Consider the following 5,601-nt stretch of genomic DNA (forward strand, 5'->3'; position numbering starts at 1 on the left):
CTGGATCCCATCGCCACGAGTATCGACCAGGCCGTCGCCGCGCTGGGGGACGCCGCGACCGAGCTCGGCCTCTACCTGGCCGAACTCCCGGTGGACGCGGCCGACCTCGATGCGGCACTCGAGAGACGGCATGATCTCAGGGCGCTCACCCGGAAGTACGGGACCGACGTGGACGACGTGATCGAGTGGGCCGCGAAGGCGCGCATCCGCCTGTCCGAGGTGGACACCTCCGACTCCGCTGTGGCCGACCTCACGGCCACGGTCGCGAGGCTCGCCCTCGAGCTGGAGGAGCGGGGGGCCGAGCTCACCGCCATCCGCAGGGCGGCGGGGGAGGACCTGGCACGACGCGTCACCTCGGAGCTGGCCGAGCTGTCCATGGGCGGAGCCGGGCTGGTCGTCAGGGTCACCCCTGCCGGGGACGGCCTCGCCGCCGCGACGGAGTCCGGCCTGGACGACGTGGAACTGGCTCTCGACGGGCCGTCGGGGGTCGTCCCGTTGGGCCGGGGCGCCTCCGGCGGCGAGCTGTCCAGGGTGATGCTGGCCCTGGAGGTCGTCCTGGCGGAACGTTCCGGTGGCGGGACGTTGGTGTTCGACGAGGTGGACGCAGGAGTGGGTGGACGCGCCGCGCTGAGCATCGGCAAGCGTCTGGCCAGGTTGGCCAGGACCCACCAGGTGATCGCCGTGACCCACCTCGCGCAGGTCGCCGCGTACGCGGACACGCACCTCGTGATCCACAAGGCCGCGGACTCCACGGGTGGGGACGGTGTCGTGTCCGGTGTGCGCGCGGTCGACGACTCGGACAGGGTCATCGAACTCGCGCGGATGCTCGCCGGGATGGAGGACACCGACACCGGTCTCGCGCATGCCGAGGAGCTCCTCGGGAAGGCGCAGTCGGAGAAGTCTCAAGCTCAAGTCGACCGTTAATCCGACACGCCGAACCGACCTCCCTCGTCACTCGAATCACACGCGTGATACTCGGGCACATGAAGATGACGGGTCTGCTCAATCGCCGCTCCAACGATCTCGCCGGTGTGGTCGGTACCGTCCGCCAGGTCCGGGCGGGATCACCGGTCCCCCGCAAGCTCGGCTCCAAGGACGTCGCCGTGCTCGACCTCAACCGGACGTCGGCGGCCACCGCCCGCGCCGTCGTCGAGGCCGATGTCGCCGCCGTCGTCCACGTGCCGCGCCCCGGTGAGGAGATGCTGCCCCGTGCCGCGTTCCGGATCCTCGCCTCGTCGACCATCCCCGTCATCGAGGACGCGGACCTCGCCGAGGTCGAGGACGGGACCCGGGTCCGCATCGACGAGGGCGTGGTCTACTCGGTCAAGACCGAGGGCCAGCTGGCCACCGGCCGTGAGGTCGGCCCCGAGACCCTCCTCTCCGAGGTCCACGCCGCGGAGAACGGGTACGTCGAGTCCGCGCTGGCGCACCTGGCCAACGCCACGGAGTTCCTCAGCCTCGAGCACCAGTTGCTCCTCGACGGCGAGGGCCTTCCCGGGATCGACGTGGACTTCACCGGTCGCCACGTGGTGGTGGTGACCGGGGACCGGGCCTCGGAGGCGCAGCTCTCCGATCTCAAGCCCTTCATGAAGGAGTACCGACCGCTGGTCGTGGGTGTGGACGGGGGAGCCGAACTGCTGCGTGCGGCCCGGATCTCCGCCGACGTCGTGGTCGCGACCCCCACCGGGGTCTCCGACGAGGTGCTCACGGACGGCGCGGTCCTGGTCGTGCCGGCGGATCGCGACGGCAGGGCCGAGGGGCTCGAGCGGGTCACGGAGCTGGGCGTGGGGGCCACCACGTTCCCCGCCGCGGCGACCGCACGCGACATGGCCCTGCTGCTGGCCTTCCACGGCGGAGCCGAGATGATCGTGGTGACCGGCGACGACCGCGGACTCGAGAACGCGTTCGGCGCCTCCTCCGTACCGTCGTCGACCATGGTCGACACCGCCGTGTCGTCCCGCCTCGTCCACGCCGACGCGTGCGCGACTCTGTACCGCTCGCGAGGTGCCGGGATCGGGCTGGCCCTCGTGGTGCTCGCGGCGCTCATCGCGGTGGCCGCGGTGGTGGTCGCCCGCGACTCCGCCCAGGACCTGCTCATCTGGGCCATCGACGCATGGAACACCTTCGCCCTCTGGGTCCAGGGGCTCGTCCGTTGATCTCTCTGCGTCGCCACGTTCTCACGCTGGTCGCCGTGTTCCTGGCCCTGGGGCTGGGGGTGGTCCTGGGGTCGACGTCCGTGGCGACGTCGATCCGGGACGCGGTGGTCGACCGCGAGGAGACGACGGCGGCGCAACTCGAGTCGACCCGGGCCGAGTCGGCCGAACGGCGACTCGCCGTCGACCGGCTCGACGACATGGCCGGTGAGCTCGCCCGGCCGGTACTGGACGGCACCCTCGAGGATCGCCCCGTGCTGGTCGTGGTGGCCCCCGGGGCGTCCGACGAGGACGTCAGCGCCGCCGTCGACGTCATCGGTGCGGCCGGCGGCATCGCCGCAGGACGGGTGACACTCACCGACAAGGCCGTCGACCCGGATGCCGACGCCGAGGTCCAGGCACTCGTGGCCAACCTGCCGATCGGAGACGCACCGGCCACCGATGCGGACCTGGGGACCCAACTGGGTACCGCCGTGGGCCGTGCCGGGTTGCTGCGGACCGAGGACGCGGAACCACACCTCGACGACGACGACCGCGAGACGGTCCTCACCACCCTGTCGGACGCGGGACTCGTCGAGTTCGAACCGGGCACCCTGAGACCAGGTCAGCTGGCGCTGGTCGTCACAGGCCCCGGCGAGGCCGAGTCGACCGCGGTCCGGGTGGCCTCGTTCGCGCGGACCCTGGACCGCGAGGGCGTGGGAGCGGTCGTGTCGGCCGAACTCACGGGCGCTCAGGGGTACGACGCGGTCACCGTGCTGCGCTCCTCCGGCGAGGACGGTGTCTCGACCGTCGACTCCGCGGGCTCGGACTCCGGCCGGCTGGCCACGGGGCTCGCGCTGGCGGAGCAGCTCGCGCGGGGGCAGGGACACTACGGGCTGCGCCCGGATGCGACCGCGGCGGTGCCGTCGCTCCCCACCGCGCCCGCTCGGTGATAGCCTGAAGCCCCGTGGGGTGCACCGGAGCCACACCAGCATTCATCCATTCCGGCGTCTGGACACGGGAGTCCCCTTGGCACTGAACCGAGCCGCATCGCGGTCCGCGACCAAGCACATCTTCGTCACCGGTGGCGTGGCGTCGTCGCTGGGTAAGGGGCTCACCGCCTCCAGCCTGGGGCAGCTTCTGACCGCGCGCGGACTGCGCGTGACCATGCAGAAGCTGGACCCGTACATCAACGTGGACCCGGGGACGATGAACCCGTTCCAGCACGGGGAGGTGTTCGTCACCGAGGACGGTGCGGAGGCCGACCTCGACCTGGGGCACTACGAGCGCTTCCTCGACCGCGACCTGAGCGCCAACGCCAACGTCACGACCGGCCAGGTGTACTCGGCCGTCATCGCCAAGGAGCGTCGCGGCGAGTACCTCGGGGACACCGTCCAGGTGATCCCGCACATCACCGACGCGATCAAGGAACGCATCATCGCGATGGGCGCGCCCGATGAGCAGGGCCGCCGCCCCGACGTGGTGATCACCGAGGTCGGTGGCACGGTCGGCGACATCGAGTCCCAGCCCTTCCTGGAGGCCTGCCGGCAGGTCCGCCACGAGGTCGGACGCGAGAACATCTTCTTCCTCCACGTCTCACTGGTCCCGTACCTCGCACCGTCGGGTGAGCTCAAGACCAAGCCCACCCAGCACTCCGTGGCGGCGCTGCGGTCCATCGGTATCGTCCCGGACGGCCTCGTCCTGCGGTGCGACCGCGAGGTGCCGGACGGGCTCAAGTCCAAGATCGCGCTCATGTGCGACGTGGACCTCGAGGGCGTGGTCTCCACCCCCGACGCCCCGAGCATCTACGACATCCCGAAGGTGCTCTTCGGTGAGCATCTCGACACCCACGTCATCCGCAAGCTCAACCTGCCCTTCCGGGACGTCGACTGGACCGTGTGGGGTGAACTCCTCAAGCGAGTCCACGAACCGCGCGAGGAGGTCGAGATCGCCCTGGTGGGCAAGTACATCGACCTGCCCGACGCCTATCTGTCGGTGACCGAGGCCCTGCGCGCAGGCGGGTTCGCCCACCGGGCGAGGGTCAACATCCGGTGGGTGGAGTCCGACGCCTGTGCCACCGAGGCCGGCGCGCGGGAGGCCCTCCGGGGCGTCGACGGCATGCTGATCCCCGGCGGTTTCGGTATCCGTGGGATCGAGGGCAAGCTGGGCGCCATCTCGTGGTCGCGGAAGAACCGCATCCCGTTGCTCGGACTGTGTCTGGGCCTGCAGTGTTCGGTCATCGAGGCGGCCCGGTCGGTCGGGCTCGACGGGGCCTCGTCCAGTGAGTTCGAGCCGGACACCGAGCATCCGGTGATCTCCACGATGGCGGACCAGGTCGACGCCGTGGCCGGCAACGCCGATCTCGGCGGGACGATGCGCCTGGGCGCGTACCCGGCCGTGCTCACCAAGGGGTCCCTGGTGGCGGAGGCCTACGGCGCCACGGAGATCTCCGAACGGCACCGACACCGGTTCGAGGTCAACAACGCCTACCGCGACAAGGTCGCCGAGTCCGGTCTGCGGTTCTCCGGCACCTCGCCCGACGGCCACCTGGTGGAGTTCGTCGAGTACCCGCCGGAGCAGCACCCCTTCTTCGTGGCCACCCAGGCCCACCCCGAGTACAAGTCGCGGCCGACACGCCCCCACCCGCTGTTCGCCGCGTTCATCAAGGCGGCCCTGGACTACGAGAACGAGATGCGACTTCCGGTCGAGCCGTGGCGGGCCGACCAGTCGGGTGAGTCCGCTCACGCGACCGTCGCCGCTCCGGACGCCAAGACGTCCAGCGTGCGTGCCGATGACGTCGATGCCGAGCTGACCTCCGACGTCCGCTCGGACGGGAGCTGATCGAGGTGACCGACTCCGGTGCCCCCGGGTCGCACGAGTACCGCACCATCGCCAGTCGGGAGGTCTTCGACGGCCGGATCGTCCGGCTACGGGTGGACACCCTCACGATGCCGGGCGGGGGCACCGCCGACCGCGAGATCTGCGGTCACGACGACGCTGTCGCGGTCATCGCCCTCGATGACTCCGATCAGGTGACACTCGTCCGTCAGTACCGCCACGCGGTGGGGGAGCGGCTCTGGGAACTGCCGGCCGGACTGTGCGACGTCGACGGCGAACAACCGGTCCAGACCGCGCAGCGCGAACTGGTCGAGGAGACCGGGCTGGAGGCGAGATCCTGGGAACCGGTGATCTCGATCGTTCCGTCGCCGGGATTCTGCACCGAACGCGTCCACGTGTTCCTGGCCAGGGGCCTGCGCGAGGTGACCCGGCCGGAGGCCATGCACGAGGAGGCGGACATGGAGGTGGCCCGGATGCCGTTCTCCGAGGCCGTGGACGCCGTCCTGGACGGGCGGATCGTCAACGGCATCGCCGTGGCCGGCATCCTCGCCGCGCGCGCGTCGATCGCCGGGCGCTGACGGGGCGTCCTGGCGATGACGCCGGCCGTGCCGCGATGACCCGGTCGGACGGC

General features: G+C 70.9%; 5 protein-coding genes. All 5 read left to right on the forward strand.

All coding sequences use genetic code 11. The features are described from left to right. On the forward strand, nt 1-924 hold a 924-nt coding region (locus tag G6017_RS16870), incomplete at its 5' end, for a DNA repair protein RecN (protein WP_524536294.1). 59 nt (nt 925-983) lie between these two features. Then, nucleotides 984-2,156: a putative cytokinetic ring protein SteA gene (gene steA, locus G6017_RS12325; RefSeq protein ID WP_182617597.1), complete on the forward strand. Its 1,173-nt coding sequence runs from the start codon at nt 984-986 to the stop codon at nt 2,154-2,156. Beyond that, nucleotides 2,153-3,085: a copper transporter gene (locus G6017_RS12330; RefSeq protein WP_241731514.1), complete on the forward strand. Its 933-nt coding sequence runs from the start codon at nt 2,153-2,155 to the stop codon at nt 3,083-3,085. Before steA ends, G6017_RS12330 begins: the two co-directional genes overlap by 4 nt. 76 nt (nt 3,086-3,161) lie before the next feature. Then, a complete protein-coding gene (gene pyrG / locus G6017_RS12335; protein ID WP_095719366.1) occupies nt 3,162-4,973 on the forward strand; it encodes a CTP synthase in 1,812 nt (603 codons plus the stop codon). A 5-nt stretch (nt 4,974-4,978) separates the two neighbouring features. After that, nucleotides 4,979-5,548: an NUDIX domain-containing protein gene (locus G6017_RS12340; protein ID WP_179525180.1), complete on the forward strand. Its 570-nt coding sequence runs from the start codon at nt 4,979-4,981 to the stop codon at nt 5,546-5,548. Nucleotides 5,549-5,601 lie beyond the last annotated feature (53 nt).

Origin of the sequence: Dietzia sp. B44 (genome assembly GCF_014145245.1) — a bacterium.
In the GTDB taxonomy this organism is placed as follows: Bacteria; Actinomycetota; Actinomycetes; order Mycobacteriales; family Mycobacteriaceae; genus Dietzia; species Dietzia natronolimnaea.